Origin of the sequence: Pararhizobium gei, assembly GCF_029223885.1 — a bacterium.
In the GTDB taxonomy this organism is placed as follows: domain Bacteria; phylum Pseudomonadota; class Alphaproteobacteria; order Rhizobiales; family Rhizobiaceae; genus Pararhizobium; species Pararhizobium gei.
Map to the genome: position 1 here is coordinate 635,307 of NZ_CP119409.1, position 22,628 is coordinate 657,934.

Annotated in this window: 23 protein-coding genes; 19 read left to right on the forward strand and 4 right to left on the reverse strand. The window is 60.1% G+C overall.

Going from position 1 to position 22,628, the window contains the following annotated elements; translation table 11 throughout:
• Positions 1–48 precede the first annotated feature (48 nt).
• The 19 genes from queG (at position 49) to PY308_RS03030 (ending at position 19,187) form a co-directional block, all read left to right on the forward strand.
• Positions 49–1,188 (forward strand): tRNA epoxyqueuosine(34) reductase QueG, encoded by a 1,140-nt coding sequence (gene queG / locus PY308_RS02940; RefSeq protein ID WP_275790996.1) that lies wholly within the window; start codon positions 49–51, stop codon positions 1,186–1,188.
• On the forward strand, positions 1,188–2,060 hold the full coding sequence (locus PY308_RS02945; RefSeq protein ID WP_275787892.1) for an SDR family oxidoreductase: 873 nt from the start codon (positions 1,188–1,190) through the stop codon (positions 2,058–2,060). Before queG ends, PY308_RS02945 begins: the two co-directional genes overlap by 1 nt.
• Before the next feature lie 504 nt (positions 2,061–2,564).
• Complete coding sequence (locus PY308_RS02950; protein WP_275790997.1) at positions 2,565–2,888, forward strand: septal ring lytic transglycosylase RlpA family protein; 324 nt, start codon at positions 2,565–2,567, stop codon at positions 2,886–2,888.
• A 173-nt stretch (positions 2,889–3,061) separates the two neighbouring features.
• Positions 3,062–4,351 carry an RsmB/NOP family class I SAM-dependent RNA methyltransferase gene (locus PY308_RS02955; RefSeq protein WP_275787894.1) on the forward strand — a complete coding sequence of 430 codons (1,290 nt, stop codon included), beginning with the start codon at positions 3,062–3,064 and terminating at the stop codon, positions 4,349–4,351.
• Positions 4,352–4,527: 176 nt separating this feature from the next.
• Entirely contained in the window at positions 4,528–5,808 is a 1,281-nt protein-coding gene (locus PY308_RS02960) for an imelysin family protein (protein ID WP_275787897.1), read from the forward strand.
• A gap of 304 nt (positions 5,809–6,112) precedes the next feature.
• The gene (locus tag PY308_RS02965) at positions 6,113–7,618 is read left to right on the forward strand and encodes a di-heme oxidoreductase family protein (protein ID WP_275787900.1); all 1,506 of its coding nucleotides are present in this window, start codon (positions 6,113–6,115) and stop codon (positions 7,616–7,618) included.
• Positions 7,619–7,620: 2 nt separating this feature from the next.
• Positions 7,621–8,751, forward strand: coding sequence for an imelysin family protein (locus tag PY308_RS02970; RefSeq protein WP_275790998.1), 1,131 nt, complete (start codon positions 7,621–7,623; stop codon positions 8,749–8,751).
• A 222-nt stretch (positions 8,752–8,973) separates the two neighbouring features.
• Positions 8,974–9,963 carry a magnesium transporter CorA family protein gene (locus tag PY308_RS02975; RefSeq protein WP_275787903.1) on the forward strand — a complete coding sequence of 330 codons (990 nt, stop codon included), beginning with the start codon at positions 8,974–8,976 and terminating at the stop codon, positions 9,961–9,963.
• A gap of 21 nt (positions 9,964–9,984) precedes the next feature.
• Positions 9,985–11,091 (forward strand): DUF1513 domain-containing protein, encoded by a 1,107-nt coding sequence (locus PY308_RS02980; protein ID WP_275787905.1) that lies wholly within the window; start codon positions 9,985–9,987, stop codon positions 11,089–11,091.
• A gap of 107 nt (positions 11,092–11,198) precedes the next feature.
• Complete coding sequence (locus tag PY308_RS02985) at positions 11,199–11,651, forward strand: TspO/MBR family protein (protein ID WP_275790999.1); 453 nt, start codon at positions 11,199–11,201, stop codon at positions 11,649–11,651.
• 151 nt (positions 11,652–11,802) lie between these two features.
• Entirely contained in the window at positions 11,803–12,189 is a 387-nt protein-coding gene (locus PY308_RS02990) for a PaaI family thioesterase (RefSeq protein ID WP_434064233.1), read from the forward strand.
• A gap of 9 nt (positions 12,190–12,198) precedes the next feature.
• Positions 12,199–12,837, forward strand: coding sequence for a 5'-methylthioadenosine/S-adenosylhomocysteine nucleosidase (locus tag PY308_RS02995; RefSeq protein ID WP_275787908.1), 639 nt, complete (start codon positions 12,199–12,201; stop codon positions 12,835–12,837).
• Positions 12,838–12,945: 108 nt separating this feature from the next.
• Entirely contained in the window at positions 12,946–14,508 is a 1,563-nt protein-coding gene (guaA, locus tag PY308_RS03000; RefSeq protein WP_275787911.1) for a glutamine-hydrolyzing GMP synthase, read from the forward strand.
• A 181-nt stretch (positions 14,509–14,689) separates the two neighbouring features.
• Entirely contained in the window at positions 14,690–15,067 is a 378-nt protein-coding gene (locus PY308_RS03005) for a YciI family protein (protein ID WP_275787913.1), read from the forward strand.
• Positions 15,068–15,152: 85 nt separating this feature from the next.
• The gene (locus PY308_RS03010; protein ID WP_275787915.1) at positions 15,153–15,785 is read left to right on the forward strand and encodes a 2'-5' RNA ligase family protein; all 633 of its coding nucleotides are present in this window, start codon (positions 15,153–15,155) and stop codon (positions 15,783–15,785) included.
• A gap of 75 nt (positions 15,786–15,860) precedes the next feature.
• Positions 15,861–16,919: a succinylglutamate desuccinylase/aspartoacylase domain-containing protein gene (locus tag PY308_RS03015; protein WP_275787917.1), complete on the forward strand. Its 1,059-nt coding sequence runs from the start codon at positions 15,861–15,863 to the stop codon at positions 16,917–16,919.
• 128 nt (positions 16,920–17,047) lie between these two features.
• Positions 17,048–17,359, forward strand: coding sequence for an ArsC/Spx/MgsR family protein (locus PY308_RS03020; protein WP_434064193.1), 312 nt, complete (start codon positions 17,048–17,050; stop codon positions 17,357–17,359).
• Between the two features lie 4 nt (positions 17,360–17,363).
• Positions 17,364–17,837 (forward strand): Cys-tRNA(Pro) deacylase, encoded by a 474-nt coding sequence (ybaK, locus tag PY308_RS03025; protein WP_275787919.1) that lies wholly within the window; start codon positions 17,364–17,366, stop codon positions 17,835–17,837.
• 96 nt (positions 17,838–17,933) lie between these two features.
• A complete protein-coding gene (locus PY308_RS03030) occupies positions 17,934–19,187 on the forward strand; it encodes an aminopeptidase (RefSeq protein WP_275787922.1) in 1,254 nt (417 codons plus the stop codon).
• Positions 19,188–19,247: 60 nt separating this feature from the next.
• On the opposite strand, the gene hemW is transcribed toward PY308_RS03030, so the two are convergent.
• The 4 genes from hemW to rph all read right to left on the reverse strand — a co-directional run bounded on the left by hemW (position 19,248) and on the right by rph (position 22,548).
• Entirely contained in the window at positions 19,248–20,423 is a 1,176-nt protein-coding gene (hemW, locus tag PY308_RS03035) for a radical SAM family heme chaperone HemW (protein WP_275787925.1), read from the reverse strand.
• 172 nt (positions 20,424–20,595) lie between these two features.
• Positions 20,596–21,240, reverse strand: a complete 645-nt coding sequence (gene rdgB, locus PY308_RS03040; RefSeq protein WP_275787927.1) for an RdgB/HAM1 family non-canonical purine NTP pyrophosphatase — start codon at positions 21,238–21,240, stop codon at positions 20,596–20,598.
• Positions 21,241–21,273: 33 nt separating this feature from the next.
• A complete protein-coding gene (locus tag PY308_RS03045; RefSeq protein ID WP_275787929.1) occupies positions 21,274–21,684 on the reverse strand; it encodes a VOC family protein in 411 nt (136 codons plus the stop codon).
• A 144-nt stretch (positions 21,685–21,828) separates the two neighbouring features.
• Positions 21,829–22,548 (reverse strand): ribonuclease PH, encoded by a 720-nt coding sequence (gene rph, locus PY308_RS03050; protein WP_275791000.1) that lies wholly within the window; start codon positions 22,546–22,548, stop codon positions 21,829–21,831.
• Positions 22,549–22,628: the final 80 nt, after the last annotated feature.

The window sequence follows — 22,628 nt, forward strand, 5'->3', positions numbered from 1 at the left end:
GGGACGCTTCAGCGACAGGAGACCGCTGTGAACGATGATGCGCTCCGGATGGCCAAGGACGAGAGGCGGCGGGGAAGCTTGACTGCTTTCCTCAAGGAGGAAGCGGGCGCCAAAGGTTTCGATGTCTGCCGCGTGACGCATCCGGCGTCTATTCCGCAGGCACCGCAACGGCTTTCGGACTTCCTGGCGGACAACCATCACGGCACAATGGATTGGATGGCGGAGACGGCAGACCGCCGTGCTGACCCGCGTGTGCTGTGGAGCGATGTGCGCTCCATCGTCCTGTTCGGCATGAACTACGGACCGGACAGCGATCCGCGCGTCATTCTGGAACGCCCGGATCGCGGCGCCATCTCCGTCTACGCGCAAAACCGTGATTATCACGATCTTATCAAGGGAAAACTGAAGGAAATCGCGACCCGCTTTGCGGCAAGGGCGGGAGAGGACGTCAAGGTCTTCGTCGATACAGCACCCGTCATGGAAAAGCCGTTGGCCGAACAGGCCGGTCTCGGATGGCAGGGAAAGCACACCAACCTGGTCAGCCGGGAGTTCGGCTCCTGGCTTTTTCTCGGCAGCCTGTTCACGACCGCGGATCTTGCGATCGATGTGGCGGAGACGGATCACTGCGGCTCGTGCCGCGCCTGTCTCGATGCCTGTCCCACGAACGCTTTCCCAACACCCTACCGCATTGATGCCCGGCGCTGCATTTCCTATCTCACCATCGAGCACAAAGGGCGGATCGATCCCGTCCTGCGGCCGTTGATCGGCAACCGGATCTATGGCTGCGACGATTGCCTTGCCGCCTGTCCCTGGAACAAGTTTGCCGCAGCAGCGTCGGAAATCAAGCTGAAGGCCCGCGAGGATCTGAAGGCTCCGCCGCTGTCCTTTCTGCTCGGGCTGGATGATGCGAGCTTCCGGGCGTTTTTTTCCGGATCGCCCGTCAAGCGCATAGGCCGCAACCGCTTCGTGCGCAATTGCCTGATTGCTGCTGGCAATTCCGGTTCGACGGCGCTCATCGGCATATGCGCCGATCTTTGTCGCGATCCATCCGAGACGGTGCGGGGCATGGCGGTCTGGGCTCTGTCGTGCTTGATGCCGCGTGGCGAGTTCGAAGAGTTCGCGGCAGAACGGCAAGAGGAAAACGACGCCGGCGTTCTCGCCGAATGGAGACTGGCAGGAGTATTGTGATGCATGTTCTCATTCTCGGGGCAGGATTTTCCGGCTCCGCCATCGGCAGGGCCTTTCTTCCAAAAGCGCGATCCGTGACGGGCACGACCCGTTCGCAGGACAAGCTTGGTGTGCTTCAGGCAATGGGGATGGATGGGCTCCTTTATGACGGCGCTGTGGTCTCGCCTGAACTGGCGGCCGTCATGCGCAAGGCGACGCATCTGGTGCAATCGATCGCTCCGGGAAAGGATGGCGACCCGATCATGCGGGCAGGCATGCCGCCTCTCGAACATCTGATGCCCAATCTGCAATGGGCGGCTTATCTCTCCACCGTCGGCGTCTATGGCGACCACGGCGGGGCCTGGGTGACGGAGGAGGCGTTGCTCGATCCGGTTTCGGCCCGGTCAACAGAGCGTGTGGCTGCCGAAAGGGCCTGGCTGTCTTCCGGCGAAGAGCATGGTCTTCCGGTTGCTGTCCTCAGGCTATCCGGCATCTATGGCCCCGGCCGGAATGCATTTCGCAATCTGGAGGCAGGAACGGCCCGTCGCCTGGTAAAGGCGAACCAGGTCTTCAACCGCATCCGGGTGGAGGATATTGCATCTGCCGCCCTGCTTCTGGTTGAGAGAAAAACCGGCGGGATATTCAACGTCACCGACAATGAGCCCGCGCCCCCGCAGGATGTCGTTGCCGAGGCCGCCCGCCTCATGGGGATCGAGGCACCGCCGGAGATCCCGTTCGAGACGGCGGACCTGTCGCCCATGGCACGCTCCTTCTACGGAGAAAACAAGCGGGTCTCGAACGCGAAGTTGCGGGGGATCGGCTTCGACTTCCGCTTTCCCGACTATCGGATTTCGCTAGCGGAGTTATGGACGAGCGGCCTCTGGCGCGGATGATCTTTCGAGTAAGAGCGGAATGAAAAGGAACTTACAGATCGCCGAGCGATTATGCCGTCACAACCCGTAATATAGTTGTTCAGCTTGGCATTTGTTCTGTCGAAATTTCAGAAAACGGCACTGGTCGACTTTGTCTTCCATACAATCTAAGAGGGAAATCAAGATTTTATTTGGTTATAAGCCAGTCAAATATGGTGCGATTCAAAAAATTGAATCATTTTTGCGAATAAGTCTTGCGGCCAAACCAAGGCGCGGTTTGTGTGTCGGGGCTGCTGATTCGAAAGCGTTTCTGGTGCGTCACGCGAAATTTCAAAAATTTAAGAATTTAAATTTTCAAAGATCGGTAACCTTACCTAACGCGGCGTTAAAGGTTGAGGCACTTTTTCGCCATGTTTCACCCCGACAAACAAGCTCCGTAAGACATATCTAAATTTCAAACGAAGAAGGGGCGTCTGTTTGACAAAGCTCAAGTTCGCGTCTGCTGCATTGGCAGCCGTCTTTGCCGTGGGGGCAAATTTCACATCGGCTACACCGAGTTTTGCCAAGGGTCAGGGGTGCGGAGGGGCGTCTTGGTACGCGCTGTCTTCCCGGACAGCATCAGGCGAGCGTATGAACGCCAAATATCTGACCGCTGCTCATCGTAACCTGAAATTCGGCACCAAGGTCGCTGTTACCAATAAGCGGAATGGAAAGACTGTCGTCGTTCGTATCAACGATCGCGGTCCGTTCATCCGTGGCCGCGTCATGGATCTTTCAAAGGCGGCCGCTTCGCATATCGGCATGATCAGTTCCGGCACCGCCAACGTCTGTTACCGCATCGTCGGCTGATGCTTTAACGCGACCGGTACGAAATAGTTCCGTCCTGATTTTTCATCAATCAGGATCGGGCTGGTATTAGGTCCATCCGCTCCCTCGCATCAAACAGCAGGCGCTGCTGCGGCCGCTTCCGGCTTGCTCTTGGCCGCCATCACCGCTACCACGGCGGAAATGGAGTTTGAAACATGCGATTGGGTGGCAGGCTCGCTGGAGCCATAGAGGTTCTCGCCGATATCGAGGCGCGCAAGCGTCCCGTTGCCGATGCGCTCAAGGACTGGGGGCTGGCACATCGTTTTGCCGGCTCGGGCGATCGGGCTGCGATCGGCAACATCGTCTACGACGCATTGCGCATGAAATTGTCGCATGCCTGGCTGATGGACAGCGACAATGCCACGGCACTCGGCCATGCCGTGATGTTTCGGCAATGGGGCCTGTCTTCGGAGCAACTTGCTGCCGAAACGGACGGCGACAAATTTGCGCCGGAACCGCTGGGCGGAGATATGAAGGCGGCTTTCGCCAGCCGGGATCTCGACGGCGCGCCCCTGCATGTGCAGGGCGATATCCCCGAATGGGTGCAGCCGTCCTTCGAAGATAATTTCGATGACGACTGGCTTGCCGAGGCGAAAGCATTGGCCGGCCGTCCGGCGCTGGATCTTCGTGTCAACACGCTGAAGGCGTCCCGCGAAAAAGTGCTCAAAGCCCTTGATCGGAGCGTGGTGGAGCCGACTGCAATTGCCCGCAATGGTGTTCGCGTCAAAGCGGGCGAGGGGCCGTCGCGGTTGCCCAACGTCACCGCCGAACTGTCTTTTCAAAAAGGCTGGTTCGAGGTTCAGGACGAGGGATCGCAGATCGTCGCGGATCTGGTCATGCCGCTGGAAAGCGATCAAGTTCTCGACTTTTGCGCCGGCGGCGGTGGCAAGACGCTCGCCATGGCCGCCGCGATGAACAACAAGGGTCAGGTGCATGCCTACGACACCGACCGCAAGCGTCTTGCGCCGATCATCGAGCGACTGAAACGGGCCGGCACCCGCAATGTTCAGGTTCATGACCGCCTCGGCGGGCTTGCGCCACTTACCGGCAAATTCGACCGGGTTCTCGTCGATGCGCCGTGCACCGGCACAGGCACCTGGCGGCGCCGTCCGGATACGAAGTGGCGGCTGACCCAGAAGAACCTCGAGGAGCGGCTTGCCCAGCAACAGGAAGCTCTGGCAGGCGCTGCGCCCTTCGTGCGGCCGGGCGGCCGTTTGATCTATGTGACCTGCTCGATCCTGCCTGAGGAGAACGAAAGGCAAGTCTATCGTTTCTGCGAGGAAAACCCGGAATTCGAAATTCTCTCCGCTGCGGATGCGTGGGCAAACCTGTTTGGAGCGGACAAACCGCAACCCTGGTCTGCCGACATGAAGACCGTGACGCTGACTCCGACTTCGACGGATACCGATGGTTTCTTCTTCTGCCTGATGGGTCGCAAGTCCTGATCCGCAGCCGCCGCGGATGGAAGCGTTCTAAACTATACGCTTTGACACAAGTTTGATTTTGGGCCATGAAAACTCTGCTGGACAACCACGTCCACATCCCGGACCGCGCGGCTTGCGCGACCGGCTGAGGGCGGCGAGGGAACACCGGATAAGACCGGAAACGATCAGGAGAGGTTATGACGAGTTTATTCCTACGCAGTGCTGCGCTGGGGCTTTTTGCTGCAACGTCGCTTTTTGCGCTCCAGCCGGCCTACGCCGCGACGGACGCGGCAGCGGTCGTCAAGCACTATGCTGCCGTCGCCCATGCCAAATATGCCGATGCGCTCTCGACCGCCGAAGCGCTCGACAAGGCTGTCGACGCGCTGATCGCCACGCCAAGTGATGCGACCCTGAAGGCGGCGCGCGATGCATGGCTTGTGGCCCGCAATCCCTACCAGGAAACCGAAGTCTATCGTTTCGGCAACGCGATCGTCGATGATTGGGAGGGCAAGGTCAATGCCTGGCCGCTGGACGAGGGGTTGATCGATTATGTCGATCCGAGTTACGGCACAGAGAGCGACGAGAATGCCCTGTTCACCGGCAATGTCATCGCCAACAAAACCATCAAGATCGACGGCAAGGACGTCGACGCGACCAACATCTCCCCGGAATTCCTCTCCGGCACGCTGCAGGAGGCAGACGGCATCGAGGCGAATGTCGCCACCGGCTATCACGCCATCGAGTTCCTGCTCTGGGGCCAGGATCTGAACGGCACGGGCAAGGGTGCCGGCAACCGGCCCTATACGGACTATGATACCAAGGCCTGCACCAATGGCAATTGCGATCGCCGCGCCGCCTATCTGAAGGCTGCCAGCGACCTGCTGGTTGCCGATCTCAAGGAAATGGTTGCCAACTGGACGCCGGACGGTGCGGCCACCAAGGCGGTCGAAGGCGATGCCAAGGCTGGCGTCGCAGCGATCCTCACCGGTATGGGCTCGCTGTCCTACGGAGAACTGGCTGGCGAGCGCATGAAGCTCGGCCTTCTCCTGCATGATCCGGAAGAAGAGCACGACTGCTTCTCCGACAACACCTATAATTCCCACCTGCATGATGCGATCGGCATCCAGTCCGCTTACACCGGCGAGTACACCGCGGCAGACGGCACGAAGCTGACAGGCCCTTCGCTTTCCGAACTGGTTGCCGCCAAGGATCCGGCGCTCGACAAGGAAATGAAGGAAAAGCTGACGGCGACGCTGACAGCTATGGAAGCCATGGCCAAGCGCGGCCAGACGGTCGAGGCCTATGACCAGATGATCGGCGAGGGAAATACCGAAGGTAACGCCGTGGTTCAGGCGGCGATCGACGGCCTGGTGGCTCAGGCCAAGACGGTGGAGCGCGTCATTGCAGCCCTTGATCTCGGTGCGATCGAGCTTGAAGGTTCCGACAGCCTGGATAATCCTAACGCTGTCTTCCAATGAGAAAGCAAAGGCGGGCTGCCACATACCGGCGGCCCGGTTTTTTTGAATGAATGCTTGGGGCCTCCCGCGCCTGACACTGCCGCTCGTTGTCGCACTCTGCTGCGCGGCCGGCGGCATGTTCGGTTTGGGAGAGAGTGTCGCGTTTGAGGCTTCTCACCCCCTGTCATTTCGTGACATCTCCCCCTCAAGGGGGGAGATTTGGCTTGAGCAAGCTTCCGGCTCAGAAAATAGCAAAAACAACACTGTCCTCCTGGCCAATGATGCGCGAGAGGCTGCCCCATCGATCTCCCCCCTTGAGGGGGAGATGCCCGATAGGGCAGAGGGGGGGAAGCCCGCCGCAATCGAGAGCGACGAGACGGACCCTCTGACTCAAGCCCGCACTGACCTCTCAGCCTCGGACCTCGCCCGCGTCCGCGCCGTCATCGCGCCCGCCATCGATTTTTCCAAGGCGGAACAATTCGAGGCCATGTCAGGCGGCGCTGGCACCTCCATCGCCTCGGTCAACGCGGATAGTCTTTCGCAATTCTCATCCAACATCAGTTTTGCCGAGGAGGAGAGCTTCAAGCTCGGCAATGCGCTGTTCCGCAAACTCTGGGTATCATCGCCATCGTCGACGCAGGCGTCCGACGGGCTTGGACCGCTCTTCAACGCCCGTGCTTGCCAGACCTGCCATCTGAAGGATGGGCGCGGGCATCCGCCGGAGGGAAATGCAGATGCGACCTCGATGTTTCTTCGGCTCGCCCGCGCCCCGAAGACCGATGAGGAACGGGCAGCCTTAGCGGCGCGCAAGGTGCTGAATTTCCCCGATCCGGTCTATGGCGCGCAATTGCAGGACCGAGCGGTTCCGGGTCTTGCCGCCGAAGGCAACATGGCAATCCGTTACGCGCAAATCCCGGTCGCGCTCCAAGGCGGCGAAACGGTTTTTCTGAGAAAGCCGGACTATAGCATCGACGGGCCCGGTTACGGGGCTCTTGACACAACCACCACGCTGTCGCCACGCGTCACCCAGCCGATGAGCGGTCTCGGGCTGGTGGAGGCCATCCACCCTGCGGATATTCTGGGCCATGCCGATCCGCAGGACGCAGATGGCGATGGGATCAGCGGCAAGCCGGCAGTGGTGCGAGATCCCTCGACCGGCGTCCTGTCGCTCGGCCGGTTCGGGTGGAAGGCGCAAAGCGCTTCCGTGCGCAGCCAAGCCGCCGAAGCGCTCGCCGGCGATATCGGGATTTCCTCGCCCGGCGCGAAGCGCAACCACGGCGACTGCACCGTGTTCCAGAAGGAGTGTCTCGCCATGGCCGATGGCGTGCAGCCGCGTCTGGGAGATACGGAAGCACCCGATCCGGTCCTTGATCTCATCACCTTCTATTCCGAAAACCTGGCCGTGCCGGCGCGTCGCAAGGCGAGTTTCAAGGAAACCCTGGCGGGCAAGAAGCTATTCTATGAAAGCGGCTGCATGTCCTGCCATGTGCCGAAATTTGTGACGCGGCGCGATGCCGCCAACAAGGCGCATGCCTTCCAGCTGATCTGGCCCTATTCGGATTTTCTGCTGCACGACATGGGCGATGGCCTTGCCGATGGCCAGCAGGTGGGAGAGGCGACGGGACGGGAATGGCGCACACCGCCGCTCTGGGGCATCGGGCTGACGAAGACGGTCAGCGGCCATACCTTCTTCCTGCATGACGGACGTGCCCGCAGCCTCACCGAGGCCATCCTCTGGCATGGCGGCGAGGCGACCAGATCCAGGGACCGGTTTGCGGCAATGGAAAAAGCCGATAGACAGGCTCTGATCACATTTCTGGAGTCCCTTTGATGATGCGCCACCGACTTTTGCTGCTCCTCAGCCTTGGTCTTCTCCTGTTTTCGCCACAGGCCCGCGCCGAAGAGGTGGCGGAGGCCGCGCCCATGCTGTCGGGGCTGCAGGTACAGGCTGTGCCATCGGTTATGCAAAAGGCCGTCGATGATTTCATCCGGCCGGGTTATCGCGATCTAGCCGAGGGAACGGCATCCTTGTCCGGGGCGGTCCAGACATTGTGCGGGAAACCATCGGAAGAGACGCTTGGCGACGTGCAGATGACCTTCGACGAGGTTGTGCAGCTATGGTCGGGTATCGAAATTCTTCGCATCGGTCCGGTCATCGAAGGCAATCGCTTCGAGCGCTTCCTGTTTTTCCCCGACCGTAAGAGCACCGGACTGAAACAGGTCCAGCGTATCCTCGCAACCCAGGACGAAACGGCAGCCTCGGCTGCCACGCTGAAAGGCAAGAGTGTCGCAGCGCAAGGGATGGGGGCACTGGAGTATATTCTCTATGGCGACGGCGCGGATGCCCTGCTGACGGAAAAGGCCGGCTTCCGCTGCCGTTACGGCATGGCGGTCGCCGTGAATCTTCAGTCCATCGCCGGTGAACTCAGCGCAGACTGGGAAAAGCCGGATGGTGTCCAGGCCGCCTGGAAAAAGCCGGGTCCGGACAACCCGCTCTATCGTGACGGCAGGGAGGCGGCGACCGAACTCCTCGGGATTCTGGTCCACGGCGTCGAAAGCATCCGCGATCAGCGTCTGCGGCCCTTCTATGCCGGCATCGTCAAGGGGACGCCGGACAAGGGCCATCCCAGGCTCGCGGTCTACTGGCGATCCGGCAACACCATGCCGGCGATTTCGGCGAATTTCACAGCTCTGCAGACATTGTTCAACACGGCGGATATGCAGGCGCTGCTGCCAGTCAACAAGCGTTCCATGGCGCGGCCGATCAACACCGTGCTGCAGGCAATCATAGACGATGCCGACGAGATCGTGCTGCCGATCGGCGAAGCCATTGCCGATGACGAACAGCGTGGCCGCCTGAACCGAATTCTTCAGAACACCAACGATGTGCTGCAGCGTCTCAACCTCGATTTCGGCGGTGCGATCGGTCTCGGCGCAGGCTTCTCCTTCGCCGATGGCGACTGAGCCCTGGATTTCGCCGGCCGGAATTGACAGTGGCATCGATTGACAAAAATGAGCCGGAAGCGCAAAGCGTCGATCGTGTTTTATGCGTGGACACGGCCAGACAAGGATCGATGGATCATGAACCCCGACAGTCGAAGTAGCGCTTCGATTTTGCCGATTGTCACGCCCTGAAAGATCAAGGGTGGAACTGGCGATCGGCAGATTGCCAGATTGGAACCCGATATGCTGCGCACCTATGAAAGCCGGAACAACCATCTCGCCCTGCTCGAGCCCGACGCCTCGTCTCTCGAAAGCACGTCCATCGTCTGGTTCGACCTGTTCAACCCCGCACAGGACGAGACCCGCCTGGTCGAGCAACGCCTCGGCATCGAGATTCCGACACGCGACGAGATGCAGGAAATCGAACTGTCCGACCGCCTGTATCAGGAGGATGGAGCGGAGTTCATGACCATGACTGCAGCAACTGACCTTGATGGAGACAATCCGGTCAAGGTTCCGGTCACCTTCATTCTCAAGGGGACAACGCTGGTCACGGTTCGCCATTCGGATCCGAAGCCCTTTCACCATTATGCCGCACGCATGCAGCGCCTGAACGGGATCTCCTGCGACAGTGGGGACATCGTCATGCTCGGGCTTCTGGAAGCGATGATCGACCGGACCGCCGATGCGCTGGAGCGTATCGGCAACGAGATCGACGGCATATCCCGCGACGTGTTTCGCAAGAATCATTCCAGCGTTACGAAGAAGACCCGCGATCTTCAATCGCTCATCGAACAGATCGGCCAGAAGGGAGACTTCCTCAGCGTCATCCGGGAAAGCCTGGTGAGCGTCGGCCGGCTTGTGGCCTATCATACCGCACTCGACGGCATCGGTACGCGCAAGGCGGTCAAGGAAAGCCGCCAGCGCATCAAGCTCATCCAGCGTGACGCGGCCTCGCTCGGCGATCACGCCCTGTTCCTCTCGAACAAGATCAACTTCCTGCTCGATGCGACCCTGGGGCTGATCAATCTCGAGCAGAACCAGATCATCAAGATCTTCTCCGTGGCAGCCGTCGTCTTCCTGCCGCCGACGCTGGTCGCCTCGATCTACGGCATGAATTTCGACGTCATTCCGGAACTGAATTTCCGGTTCGGCTATCCGATGGCGCTGTGCATGATGGCGCTTTCGGCCCTCCTTCCCCTTTTATATTTCAAGCGGAGGGGCTGGCTTTGAATATCCGCTTGCGGAGGTCTCATGGCATATCGAAATACCCCACCCGGTAAAATGCTCACCGACCGCCGCGCTTTTCTGACGATGGCGGGCGCCGCCTGGGCTGCTGCCCTTGCGCCGCGGGCAGCATTTGCACTGTCGCGCACCGATGCGGTGTATGCCTCGGCGTTCATGGCCCCCGATGGCTCCTATGGCGTGGCGACCGTGAGCGAGGAAGGCGAGATCATCGAGCGTGTGCCGCTGCCGGCCCGTGCCCATGGGATGACCTGTTGCGTGGTCAGCAACCGTGCCGTCGCCTTTGCCCGCCGCCCCGGCACCTATGCGATGATTTTCGCGCCCGACGGCGGCGCCCCGCCGGTCGTGATTACCTCGGTCGAGGGTCGGCATTTCTACGGTCACGGCTGCTTCTCCGCCGATGGGCGGCTGCTCTACGCGACGGAGAACGATTTTGCCGAAAAACGCGGCATGATCGGTGTCTATGACGGCACGAACGGGTTTGCCCGCATCGGCGAATTCCCCTCCTATGGCGTCGGCCCACATGACATGACGCTGGGGCTCGATGGCAGGATGCTGGCGATCGCCAATGGCGGCATCGAAACCCACCCGGATTTCGGCCGGACCAAGCTCAATCTCGATCATATGGAGCCGTCTCTGGCTCTGGTCGACACGGCGACGGGGGCGCTGATCGAGCGCCATGCCATGCCGGAGCCGATGCGCCGGCTTTCGACGCGCCATGTCGATATCGACGCCAGCGGAAAGATCTGGTTCGCCTGCCAGTACGAGGGCGCGCGCAGCGACCTTCCGCCGCTGGCAGGCTCCTTCTCACGGGGTGAGGATGTCCGTTTCCTTGATCTCCCTGAGAATACGACCTCCGCACTTGCCAATTATGTCGGCGCGATCGCTGTCAATCGCCGTGACGGATTGATCGGGCTGACATCGCCGAAGGGGGCTGTGGCGGTCACCATCGATGCGAAGACAGGACAGGTCGTCCGGCAGGAGCGGCTCGCCGATGCCGCCGGCATCGCACCGGCTGCGCATGGCTTTGTCGCCTCGTCCTATTCCGGCCAATTCGGCGCCACGCAAAGCACTGTTGCCTGGGACCAGCATATCGTCAAACTTGGACATCCTTGACCTGCCTGCTTGAACTGCGTTTCCGGAGATCAAGCCTCGTTTGCCAGGCCCGGGATTAATGCATCGACCGGCTGGTGTTTTTGGGAAATTACCCTATGTCGCTCCTCATGAACCGCATCCTGATCTATCTTCTGTTTGTCGCCGCCGTGCTCGGCTGCGGTCTGCTCATCGGCATCAACAATATTCCCGGCGAATGGTACCAGTCGCTGGCGAAACCGTCCTTCAATCCGCCGAACTGGATATTCGCGCCGGTCTGGTCGATCCTCTATGTCATTATCGGCTTTGTCGGCGCCCACACCTTTGTTTATCGTCGCCACACCGCGTCTATGCGGCTGTGGGTGGCGCAGATGATCTTCAACTTTGCCTGGTCGCCGCTGTTTTTCGGCATGCATGAGATAGCCGTGGCGCTGATCGTCATTGTCGCTCTGCTGATCTCGATCGTCGGCTTTGTTCTCTCCAGCTGGAAACAGGATCGCGTTTCAGCTCTGCTTTTCCTGCCCTATCTCGCCTGGGTGGGGTTCGCGACGCTGCTCAACACGTCGATTCTTCTCTTGAATTGAGGCTTGTCCGAATAATTCTGTCATGCGAATGTCGTTGGCGCGTGATGCCCGGCTGGGTACGGCTCGGTAAGGCCAGGGCAACGTCGGCGACTGAGGGCAAAAAGTGGAATTTCGCGAACGCGTCCGCAACAGTTTCGGCAGGCAGGCTGCCATGGCGACGATCGGTGCGGAACTGACGCGTGTCGAGCCCGGCACGGTCGAAATCGAGCTTCCCTTCGATGCAAAGCTGACGCAGCAGCATGGCTTTCTGCATGCCGGCATTATATCGGCGGCGCTTGATGCAGCGGGCACCTATGCCGCCTATTCGGTTATCGATCCCGACGCCTCCATTCTGACCATCGAATTCAAGGTTAACCTCATGTCGCCCGGTCGTGGCGAGCGTTTCCTGTTTCGCGGCGAAGTGACGAAGCCCGGCACGACAATCATCGTTTCCGATGGCCGGGGCTATGCGATTTCGGCGGACGGGCCGGCCAAGCTGATCGCCTCCATGACGGGCACGATGATGGTGATCCGCGGGCGCGAGGGCATTGAGGGATGAGTTTTGAACTTGAATTTTGAACTAAAGTCCGTTGCAGGCAGGACGCTGCTCTTTGTCATGGCTGTCGATGCGGAATATGGCGTGCATCTGCGCGCGCGCATCTCACCACTCATGACAGGCGTCGGGCCTGTTGAAGCCGCAGTGACGCTGACGCGAACCCTTTCTGCGTTGCAGGGTCAAGGTCGTCTGCCGGATCTCGTCGTGTCGCTTGGCTCGGCCGGTTCTGCCCGGCTCGAGCAGGCGGAAGTCTATCAGGCGACCTCCGTTTCCTATCGCGACATGGACGCGTCGCCGCTTGGCTTCGAGAAGGGCGCCACACCGTTTCTCGATCTGCCCGTCACCGTCGATCTGCCGTTGCGCATACCGGGTGTTAAACAGGCGAGCCTGTCGACCGGGGCAAACATCGTGTCCGGTGCGGCCTATGGGACCATTGCCGCCGAGATGGTGGAAATGGAAACCTTCGCCGTGTTGCGCGCCTGCCAGTCGTTTGGCATCCCGCTGATCGGCCTGCGCGGTATTTCCGATGGCCGGGCGGAACTGACGCATATCGGCGATTGGACGGACTATCTGCACCTGATCGACGAAAAGCTGGCCACCACGATCGATGCGCTCGAAATGGCCGTCATGTCGGGTGAAATTGCCGTTTGAGGCCGAAAATTGTCGGGGTGCAATGTAATGATTGCGCTCTGCCGCGCCTTTATTTAAAGGCTCGCCATCATTCCCCATCAGATGATCTCAAGCCAGCGGAAGCGTTTCATGACCGAGACAGTCCATCCCGATACCGTTCTGATCATTGATTTTGGCAGCCAGGTCACGCAACTGATCGCGCGACGCGTGCGAGAGACGGGCGTCTATTGCGAGATCGTGCCGTTCCAGTCAGCGGACGAGGGGTTCAGGCGCCTCAATCCTAAGGCGATCATTCTCTCGGGCAGCCCCGCTTCCACACTGGATATCGGCTCACCGCGCGCGCCGCAGATGGTGTTCGACAGCGGCCTGCCGGTGCTCGGCATCTGCTATGGCCAGCAGACCATGTGCGAACAACTCGGCGGCAAGGTCGAGGCCGGTCATCACCGTGAATTCGGTCGTGCCTTCATCGAGATCGATCGGGAATGCGCGCTCTACGAGGGCATCTGGACGGTCGGTTCGCGCCATCAGGTCTGGATGAGCCATGGCGACCGCGTCACTGCGATCCCTGAAGGTTTCGAGGTCGTCGCGACCTCGCCCAACGCGCCTTTCGCCCTTATCGCCAATGAGGCAAAGAAGTTCTACGCCGTACAGTTTCATCCGGAGGTCGTTCATACGCCGGATGGCGCCAAGCTGCTCGCCAATTTCGTCCATAAGATCGCCGGGCTTGAAGGCGACTGGTCGATGGCGGCCTATCGCGAAAAGGCCATTGCCGATATCCGTGCCCAGGTTGGCGACAAACGCGTCATCTGCGGCCTTTCGGGCGGGGTGGATTCATCCGTTGCCGCCCTCCTCATTCACGAAGCGGTCGGCGATCAGCTGACCTGCATTCTCGTCGATCATGGCCTGATGCGCAAGAACGAGGCGGCCGATGTCGTCGCCATGTTCAGGGAGCACTACAACCTGCAACTCGTGCATGTCGATGCGTCCGATATGTTCATCAATGCGCTGGAAGGCGAGAGCGATCCGGAAACCAAGCGCAAGACCATCGGTCGCCTGTTCATTGATGTGTTCGAGGCGGAAGCCACGAAGCTCGGCGGTGCCGACTTCCTCGCCCAGGGCACGCTCTATCCGGATGTCATCGAAAGCGTTTCCTTCTCCGGCGGGCCTTCGGTCACCATCAAGTCGCACCACAATGTCGGCGGCCTGCCCGCGCGCATGAATATGCAGCTTGTCGAACCCTTGCGAGAGTTGTTCAAGGACGAGGTCCGCATCCTCGGCAAGGAACTGGGGCTACCCGACAGCTTCATCGGCCGCCATCCCTTCCCCGGCCCGGGCCTTGCCATTCGTTGCCCGGGCGGCATCACCCGCGAAAAGCTCGAGATCCTGCGCGAAGCCGACGCCGTTTACCTGGATGAGATCCGCAAGGCGGGCCTCTACGACGCCATCTGGCAGGCTTTCGCGGTCCTTCTGCCGGTCCAGACAGTCGGCGTCATGGGGGATGGCCGCACCTATGAATTCGTCTGTGCCTTGCGCGCCGTCACCTCGATCGACGGTATGACGGCGGATTTCTATCACTATGATATGGAATTCCTCGGCCGTGCCGCCACCCGTATCATCAACGAAGTCCGCGGCATCAACCGCGTCGTCTATGACGTGACGAGCAAGCCGCCAGGAACAATCGAGTGGGAATGAGGAAAAGCCCTTGTGACGTAATCCGGGGTTGCAGCGCGGAGCTGGCCTCAGTTGATCGCGCTTTTGATGCAGCCATTGCCATTCCGTGCCATATTGATGCGGGATGCTGTCGATTTTCGGGCGTCCCGTTCGTCGTTTGGATGCCAGGTCGGTGCGCCGGCTTCAACAGGGGAGACGGACGATGCATGTAATAGTGCTTGTGAAGGCCACCGAAGACAGTGAGAAGGGCTTTTTCCCAACGCCCGAAACAAATGAAATGATGGAGGCGATGGGGCGGTTCAACGATGAACTGGCGGCGGCCGGTATCCTCGTCAGCGCCGACGGCCTCAAGCCCTCCTCGGCGGCCAAGCGTGTCGCCTTCGATGGCCCCGCCCGGACCGTGATCGACGGGCCTTTCGCTGAAACGCGGGAGCTTGTCGCCGGATTCTGGCTCTGGGATGTCAAGGACATGGACGAGGCTGTCGCCTGGGTGAAGCGCTGCCCCAATCCCATGCCGGGACCGAGCGAAATTGAAATCCGGCCGCTCTATGAGTTCGCAGATTTGGCGATGTGGGAATAAATTCTTATTTGTTCACTTTTTGTTCTTGATTTCCGGCGTGATTCCGCGATAGAATTTTTCCATTCGAAAAAGAGTGGGACAGGCTATGTCGGGACAGAACGGGACGGGAAACCTGCGCCGGGAGCAGGGCGATTTTCAATTTCAGGGCGCAGCGGGGCAACGCGTAAAGCGATTTGATGATGTCCGTAAGAATAATCTTTTTCTGGGCATCGTACCGGACCGCGATGTGGCATTGCGCGCCGTCGATATTGCGCGCGACGTTTCGGAACGTCATGGCCTCTCCAGGCATATTCGCCCGCCCGATGTCATGCACGTTTCCTTGAACGCCATCGGGAAATATGTCGCATTTCCCGAGGATGCAGTGTTTGCAGTGTCGGCTGCCATGGCCGCCGTCAAGGCGGCACCGTTCGAGGTGAATTTCGATCGGGTGGTGCATTTCACCGGATCGAGAGCCGTGGTCCTTTGCAACCCCATCCGCTCAGAGGAGATGATGGACCTGCATGTGCAACTGGCCAAGGAAATGTGGGCGGCAGGCCTGACCTTTACTTTCAACAGGAATTTCATGCCGCATATGACGCTGTTCTACAGCGACGGCGCGTTGGCCGAGCATATGTTGGCCGAACCGTTATGCTGGGTGGTCCGCGAATTCGTCCTTATTCGCAGCTTTATCGGCGAAAGCGAATATGAATATCTTGGACGCTGGCCTCTCATCGGTTAAACGACCGCGCTTGAACTTTGCCTGGGAACGCGCAAGAAGCGGGGCAGGGTCATCCATGGATTGAAAGAGCAGGCCGTGCAGATTTCCGAAATCGTCATTGCGGGAGATACGCAGGGTATCGATTGGAGGGTGCCGGTCCTGCAGTTCGATGGCAAGGATGAAGCCGCGCCGTCGGTCTATATTCAGGCCGCTCTCCATGCCAATGAACTGCCGGGCACGGCGCTCCTGCATTTTCTATGCGAGCGTTTGCGGCGGGCGGAAGCGGCCGGGGACATCTTGGGGGATATTACAGTTGTTCCGCAGGCCAATCCCATCGGTGCGGCACAGGCACATTTTGGCGGAATGCAGGGCCGGTTCGACCTGGGGTCGCGGACGAATTTCAACCGCGATTTTCCTTTGGTCGGGCTTGGTGAGCGCCAGACGCTGCTCGATGGTCTGGAGGCATTGACCGCCATCGATCGGCTGAAGCGGCATTTGCTGCACACGGCGCTCGGGGCCGATCTGGTGCTTGACCTGCACTGCGACGATGAATCGCTGCAATATGCCTATATCGACGAGGCATTCTGGCCCGAAGCTGCCGATCTTGCCGCGGCACTCGGCTTGGAAACCGTCTTCCTTGCGGATGGCGAAAGTTCGGCGTTCGAGGAAGCTGTCGGCCATGCCTGGAAATACGCGGGCGAGGAAAAAGCGGCCCGGCTCCCTGGGCGCCTGTCCGCTACGCTGGAGCTTCGTGGCACGCGTGATGTCTATCCGGCCATGGCTCAAAGGGATGCCGATGGTCTGTTTGAATTTCTTGGCGTTCGTGGGGTTGTTCGCAGTGATGCAGGACAACGCGGTCCGTTTGCCGGTCCGGCCGTGCCGCTCGACAATGTCGAAATGATCCGCACGCCGGTTTCCGGCACCGTGCTGTTTCACCGTGACATCGGCGATACTGTCGAAGCCGGTGACCTTCTGGCAACGATCCTAACCGCACCCGGAATGGAGGCCGGTACAGTCGAGCTCCGTGCGCCCCAGAGCGGATTGATCGTGACGCGCAGTTCGGCGCGCTTTGCGCGCCGAAGCGATAGCCTGATGAAAATCGCAGGCAGTACAAAGACGGCGGGTGCGCGCAAGCCGGGGACTCTCGAAGTCTGAAAGGCGGTTGTCAGTCGTCCCGACGGGCGAATATTCGAGTTCGTTTTCAAAAGAATGTTCCGCGTGCGGCGCGAAGGGATGACAGGATGACTGGTGTGACGATCTACGGGATCAGGAATTGTGACACGATGAAAAAGGCGCGCGCATGGCTCGAAACCCACCGCGTCGCCTGTCATTTTCACGACTATAAGGTTTCCGGTGTCGCGCATGATGTCCTTGAGAACTGGTGTGCGGCGCTGGGCTGGGAAACGGTGCTCAATCGAGCCGGCACGACGTTCCGCACGTTGCCGGATGCGGACAAGCTCGGCCTGGACGAGGAAAAGGCCATCGCTCTGATGCTGGCGCAGCCCTCCCTGATCAAGCGGCCGATATTGGACAGGGGCGGAGACCTGACCGCCGGTTTCAAGCCGGAGGTCTACGAAGGCCTTTTCGGGAAGTAGCGCGATGTCGAAAAGCACCCGTGCCACTTTGGCGCTGATCAAGGCCGGAGCTGATTTCACCGTCCACACCTATGACTACGATCCCTCCGTCGATCGCATCGGCATGGCGGCTGCGGAGGCGCTTGGGGAGGCGCCGCATCGGGTGTTGAAAACGCTGATGGCGGAAGTCGATGGGAAGCCGGTCTGCGTGGTGGTCCCGTCGGATCGGGAAGTCAGCATGAAGAGGCTGGCCGCGGCCTTCGGGGGCAAATCGGCAGCCATGATGAAGCCGGCGGATGCCGAGCGCCTGACGGGCTATCATGTCGGCGGCATCAGTCCTTTCGGGCAAAAGAAGCGAGTGCCGACCGCCTTGGAGGAAACAGCGCTGACCGAGCCCTTTGTCTATATCAACGGTGGCCAGCGCGGCCTGCAGGTTCGTCTGGCGCCTGCTGATGCATGCAAAGCCCTGAATGCCGTAGCGGTGTCACTCGTCGCATGAGGCACTCCTGTATCGTCACGGCATGGCGCTGGCTTCTGTTTTACCTCAAAGCAGGTTAAACAGATGCTTCGCGCTCACAAGTCAGCAGGATAAAGAATGCCCTCCGTTTCCGCCGCTCAGCACGCCATCGATCCCGTCAAGCTTGAAAAACTCGCCGAAGTGGCCGTCAACATCGGCCTGCGGCTGGAACGTGGCCAGGATCTGGTGATGACCGCGCCGATCGCCGCCCTGCCGCTGGTTCGGCTGATCACCAAGCATGCCTATGCCGTCGGCGCCGGTTTGGTCACGACCTTGTATTCGGACGAGGAAACGACGCTGGCCCGCTACCAGTATGCGCCCGACGAGAGCTTCGACCGGGCCACCGACTGGCTGTATGAAGGTATGGCCAAGGCTTTTGCGGGCAACGCCGCGCGCCTTGCGATCTCCGGGGACAATCCCATGATGCTGGCGGCGCAGGATCCGGCGAAGGTCGCCCGTGCCAACAAGGCAACCTCAATTGCCTATAAACCGGCTCTGGAAAAGATTTCCAACTTTGACATTAACTGGAACATCGTTTCCTATCCGAACCCTGCCTGGGCGCGAGAGGTTTTTCCGGATGATCCGGAGCAGGTCGCCATCGAAAAGCTCGCCAATGCGATCTTTGCAGCGTCCCGTGTCGATGTCGCCGATCCGATCGCGGCCTGGACGGAGCACAATGCCAATCTGGCAAAGCGTTCCTCATGGCTGAATGGCGAACGGTTCTCGGCGCTGCATTACACAGGGCCGGGCACGGATCTGACGATCGGGCTTGCAGACCGGCATGAATGGCACGGCGGAGCCTCGACGGCGAAAAACGGCATCACCTGCAACCCCAATATCCCGACCGAGGAGGTTTTCACGACGCCGCATGCCCTGCGGGCCGAAGGCTATGTGTCGAGCACCAAGCCGCTGTCGCACCAGGGCACGCTGATCGACAATATCCGGGTTCGCTTCGAAGGCGGCCGGATTGTCGAGGCAAAGGCTGGAAAGGGAGAGGAAGTGCTCAACAAAGTGCTGGACACGGACGAGGGGGCTCGCCGTCTTGGAGAAGTGGCGCTGGTGCCGCATTCCTCGCCGATTTCAGCCAGCGGAATATTGTTCTACAACACGCTGTTCGATGAAAACGCTTCCTGCCACATCGCGCTCGGCCAATGCTATTCGAAATGCTTTCTCGATGGTGCTTCGCTGAGCCAGGAACAGATCGCGGCACAGGGCGGAAATTCGAGCCTGATCCATATCGACTGGATGATCGGGTCGGACAAGGTCGATATCGATGGCCTGCGCGAAGATGGCAGCAAGGTGCCCGTCATGCGCAAGGGCGAATGGGCCTGACACAGGCAGGCAGACGGTAAATCCGGGTCGCCCGAAAACTACTGGCACCGTTCGAAGAGATCAGCAGGCGAGGTCGGCCACGACGGCGTCGAGGATCAGCATACCGGCCGGCGTGCAGCGCAGACGCGAATTGCCAAGCCGCTCGATGAAGCCGTGCTCGATGAGAAACTGTTCCTTGTCGGGGTCGGGCTCGCGTCCCGACAGGCTTTGCCAGCGCACGAGGTCGATGCCTTCCCTGAGCCGCAGACCCATCAGCAGCAGTTCGTCGGCCTGTTCGTCATAGCCGAGCACTTCCTGATCGACCATGCCATGGCCGTGGTCCTCGACCAGTTGCAGCCAGTCTTCCGGCTTGCGCTCGGTCGCCGTGGCGATCTTGTCGCGGCCGAGGGTCAGCCGTCCATGCGCACCAGGGCCGATGCCGGCATAATCGCCGTAGCGCCAATAGGTGAGATTGTGGCGGCTCTCGGCGCCGGGGGCCGCATGGTTGGACACCTCATAGGCCGGCATGCCAAAACCTTCGGTAATCTCCTGCGTCGCCTCGTAGAGAACGGCGGAATGCTCGCCGTCCGGAACGATCAGCTTGCCCGCCTTATGCAGGCCGTAAAAGGGCGTGCCTTCCTCGATCGTGAGCTGGTAGAGCGACAGGTGATCGACGGCATAGGAAACGGCCTGTTTCAATTCTCGCTCCCAATCCTCGACGGTCTGGTTCGGGCGAGCGTAGATGAGATCGAAAGACATGCGCGGAAAGATGTCACGGGCAAGCCCGATCGCCGTCAGGGCATCTTCGACATTGTGCAGTCGTCCCAGAAACTTTAGGTCCCGGTTGTTGAGTGCCTGAACGCCCAGCGAGACACGGTTGACGCCGGCAGCGCGGTAACCGCGAAACCGGGTTGCCTCGACGCTGGAGGGATTGGCTTCCATGGTGATCTCGATGCCGTCGGGCATGTGCCAGAGATTGGCGATGCCATCGAGAATGGCTTCGACCGTCGTCGGGTTCATCAGCGATGGCGTGCCGCCGCCCATGAAAATGCTGGTCACTGTGCGCGGCCCCGACATGTGCCGCATCGCCGCCATTTCCGTAAGGAATGCGGCCACAAAGCGCGGCTGGTCGATAGGCTGATGCCGGACATGGCTGTTAAAGTCGCAATAGGGGCATTTGGCGGCACAAAAAGGCCAATGCACATAAATCCCGAAGCCGGGCTCCTTGCTGTCACCAATGGAAGAAAACGTGGCCATTTTGTTTTTGGTCTTTCAGGCGCTGATGCGCGGTAACTTCGAAGCCGACTTGACTTATATGTTTAGAGACCGTAGACGGCAAACGCCATGCGATCCGGTATGTGTCATGTTTGACCACTCGACATCCGAAGCCGCCTCATTTTCCAAGGCAACGCAACACCGCCTTCTTCTCTCAAGCCCCCAGGCATGTCTCGGCAAAAATCTTGAACGCCCGCGCCCGATGCGACAAGGCCTGCACGTCGCCCGGTTTCCAGCCATGCTTTTCCGTGGCGCTCATTTCACCGAATGTGGTGTCGTAACCGAGCGGCTGGAAGACGGGATCGTAGCCGAACCCTTGTGTCCCGCGCGGCGGCCAGACGACATGGCCCTCGACCTCACCGCGAAACAGCTCGACATGACCGTCCGGCCAGGCAAGGCAGAGAACCGAGACGAAGCGGCCGGTACGCTGCTCGAATGCGGTCGCCCCGGCGTCCTGAATGGCGGTCTCGACCTTTTCCATCGCCATGGCAAAGTCGCGCGTGCCGTCGGCGGTCTCCGCCCAATTGGCTGTGTAGACGCCGGGATCGCCGTTCAGCGCATCGACCACAAGGCCGGAATCGTCTGATAGCGCCGGCAGGCCGGACGCTTTCGCCGAGGCAAGCGCTTTGATTCTAGCGTTTTCCTCGAAGGTCGTGCCGGTTTCCTCCGGTTCGATGAAGTTCAGATCGGCTGCGGATTTCGCCTCGAAACCGAGCGGGCCGATCAGGTCACGGATTTCCCGGATCTTTCCCGCATTGTGGCTGGCGACGATCAGGGTCTTGTCTTCAAGCTTGCGCATGGCGTCTTTCTCATTGGCGGCCCTCCGCCTTTATCAGTCTATATTCCAAAGGCCAGGTTCCGCACATTCCAGGCTGTTGCCAGCCGGATCGCGGAAGTAAAAGGAGCGTGCTCCGGTCGGCCAGCGTATATCTGCTTCGATCTGGATCCCGGCAGCAACAAGCTTCTCCACCCAGCTATCGAGATGTTCGGCCGCGACCCGGAAGCACATATGACCGTAGCCATGCGTCCCATGCGGCGGAACCTGCAACCCGTCCTCCGGCGGCGGCTTTACCGTCTCGGCTGAATTGAAGATCAGCAGCACGCTTGAACCACACCGAAAGAACACATGCCGGTTTCCGGCCCGGGTAATTTTCTCAAGCTCGAGAATGGAGCTGTAGAAAGCGTCCGCCTTGTCGAGATCATCGGCGTAAAGCGCGGTTTCAAGGATGCCTTCAAGCTTCATTTCACGACCGTCTTCCCCTGGCGAATGCCCCTTACCCTCTCCCGCCAGCGGGAAAAGGGATTGCCGCTGCCTGCCGGTTGTCCTGCTCCGCGTCACGGCGGCGAAGGTGCCCGACAGGGCGGATGAGGGGCGCTTGCAAGAGCCTTAACCCGCAACCGTTTGCTTCTGCATCGTCACCAGTTCGGCGATCCCGTTCTTGGCAAGACCGAGCAGCGTGCCGAATTCCTCTTCCGAAAACGGCTTGCCTTCGGCCGTTCCCTGGATCTCGACGATCCCTCCCGAGCCGGTCATCACGAAATTCGCGTCGGTCTCAGCGGCGGAATCTTCGAGATAATCGAGGTCGATAACCGGCTGGCTGGCAAAGATGCCGCAGGAGATGGCGGCGATATGGTCCTTCAGGACCCTCTCGACCTTGATCATGTTGCGGGCTTCCATCCATTTCAGGCAATCGTGCAGCGCAATCCAGGCGCCTGTGATCGAGGCCGTTCGGGTGCCGCCATCGGCCTGTATGACGTCGCAATCGATCGAGATCTGCCGTTCGCCGAGCGCCTGCAGATCGACCACGGCGCGCAGGGAGCGCCCGATCAACCGCTGGATTTCCTGAGTGCGGCCGCTCTGCTTGCCGCTGGCTGCCTCGCGCTTCATGCGTTCGCCGGTGGCGCGCGGCAGCATGCCGTATTCCGCCGTGACCCAGCCCTTGCCGCTGTTGCGCAGCCATGGTGGGGTCTTTTCCTCAAGGCTTGCCGTAACCAGCACATGCGTGTCTCCGAACTTGACGAGACAGGATCCCTCGGCATGTTTGGAAACGTTGCGCTCGAAGGAAACCTTGCGCATCTGGTCGGTTTTTCTGCCGGAAGGCCGCATCATGAACTCCTGTAATGTTTGTCAGCCTTCTAGCCTATGTTGGCAGCAAGGGAAATCATTTGCACAAAAAGAACAAGCGG